General features: G+C 68.7%; 2 protein-coding genes. Both read left to right on the top strand.

Features of this window, described 5'->3' with window-relative positions; all coding sequences use genetic code 11:
• Positions 1 to 380: 380 nt before the first annotated feature.
• Entirely contained in the window at positions 381 to 1,613 is a 1,233-nt protein-coding gene (locus G5C65_RS36350; protein WP_338146834.1) for a hypothetical protein, read from the top strand.
• Positions 1,610 to 1,966: hypothetical protein (locus G5C65_RS40600; RefSeq protein ID WP_338146835.1), on the top strand; the 357-nt coding region annotated here is incomplete at its 3' end. The genes G5C65_RS36350 and G5C65_RS40600, both read left to right, overlap by 4 nt.

Below are 1,966 nucleotides of genomic sequence, written 5' to 3' on the forward strand. Positions count from 1 at the left end.
ACATCCGAAACGCGGGCGGGCAGCCCGTGTCAGCCTGTGGAGACCTTGGGACTACCCGGTCCGCGAAGCAGGAACCCGTAAGCCGGGCGACCGGCCGAACCCCCTCATAGGGGAATCCCCCTCCCTCAGGAGGGGGAGGAAGTCAATTCTCCGCGACCAAGCTGTCGCCGTCGGGCACCTGGACCGCGGGCGAGTCGGGTGGCGGCTTCGGCTGGAGCTACGGACTGGAGACTCCCGAGGTCCCGGGCGGCCTGGAGCCGGACCTCTCCCTGGACTACTCCTCGCAGTCGATCGACGGCCGTACCGCCGCCACCAACAACCAGGCCGACTGGGCGGGCGACGGCTGGACCCTCTCGCCCGGCTTCATCGAGCGCCGCTACGTGGCGTGTGAGGAGGACAGGAAGGACGGCAACAACCCCTCCTCGAAGGTGGGCGACAAGTGCTGGAAGAAGGACAACGCGACGCTGTCGCTGGGCGGTTCCTCCACCGAGCTGGTCAGACTCAAGGGCGACGGTCCGGGCAGTGAGTGGCGGAAGAAGGACGACGACGGCACCCGGATCGCCCAGCTGGCCTCCTCCGAGCGGCATAACGGGGACGACAACGGCGAGTACTGGCGGGTGACGACACCGGACGGCACCCGCTACTACTTCGGCTACAACCGGCTGCCCGGCTGGTCCAGCGGCAAGCAGGAGACCGGCTCCGTCTTCACCACGCCGGTGTTCGGCAACCACTCCGGCGAGCCGTGCCACGCCTCCGGGTTCAAGGACTCCTGGTGCCGGCAGGGATGGCGCTGGAACCTGGACTACGTCGTCGATCCGCACGCCAACGCCATGGCCTACTACTGGGCCAAGGAGACCAACCGCTACGCCCGCAACGTCGACGACTCCACCGGCAAGGGCACCCCGACCAGCTACATCCGCGGCGGCTACCTCAAGCGCGCCGAGTACGGGCTGCGCTCCGGCTCGGTCTACAGCGCGAAGGCCGCCGCGAAGGTGGACTTCACGGTCGCGGAGCGCTGTGTGAAGACCTCGTCCTTCGACTGCGCGGCCGGCAAGTTCACCAAGTCCAACGCCGCCAAGTGGCCGGACGTCCCGTTCGACCAGTACTGCAAGAAGGGCGACGACTGCGCCGGGAACGCCTCGCCCTCCTTCTGGTCCCGCAAGCGACTGACGCAGATCACCTCGTCGGCCCTGGTGGACGGCGCCTACCAGAAGGTGGACAGCTGGAAGCTTGCGCACTCCTTCCCCTCCACCGGGGACGGTACGGCCCCGCCGCTGTGGCTGAAGTCGGTCACCCGCACCGGGCACACCGGCAGCAAGCCGGTCACCATGCCGTCCGTCACTTTCATGGGCCAGCAGCTGCCCAACCGCGTCGAGCACGCCGTCGACCCGATCCCGCCCTACAACCGCTACCGCGTGCACGCCATCAACACCGAGACCGGCGGCACGGTGGGCGTGACCTACTCCAAGCCGGACTGCAAGGCCGGCTCCCTGCCGAGCCCGAAGTCGAACACCAAGCGCTGCTATCCGGTCATCTGGTCGCCACCGGACGCCCCTGGACCCGACTGGAGCCGTACGAGGACTGGTTCCACGCCTACGTCGCCGAGCAGGTGATCGAGACCGACAACACCGGCGGCGCACCGGCCAAGCAGACCTCCTACTCCTACCTGGGCGGTATGGCCTGGGCCAAGAGCGAGGACGAGTTCACCAAGGCCAAACACCGCACTTACAGCGACCGTCGCGGGTACGGCCGCGTCCGTACGGTCACGGGCACCGCGGACGACACCCGCACCCGCAGCGAGGCCCGCTACTTCCGCGGCATTGACGGCGCCAAGGTCGCAGACTCGGAAGGCACCCAGGTCACCGACCGCCCGCAGTTCGCGGGCATGACCCGCGAGGAGGCCACCTTCGACGGCGTGGGCGGCAAGCTGCTGGAGGCCACCTCCTCCACCCCCTGGCGCTCGGCC

Origin of the sequence: Streptomyces boncukensis (genome assembly GCF_011045075.1) — a bacterium.
Lineage (GTDB): Bacteria > Actinomycetota > Actinomycetes > Streptomycetales > Streptomycetaceae > Streptomyces > Streptomyces boncukensis.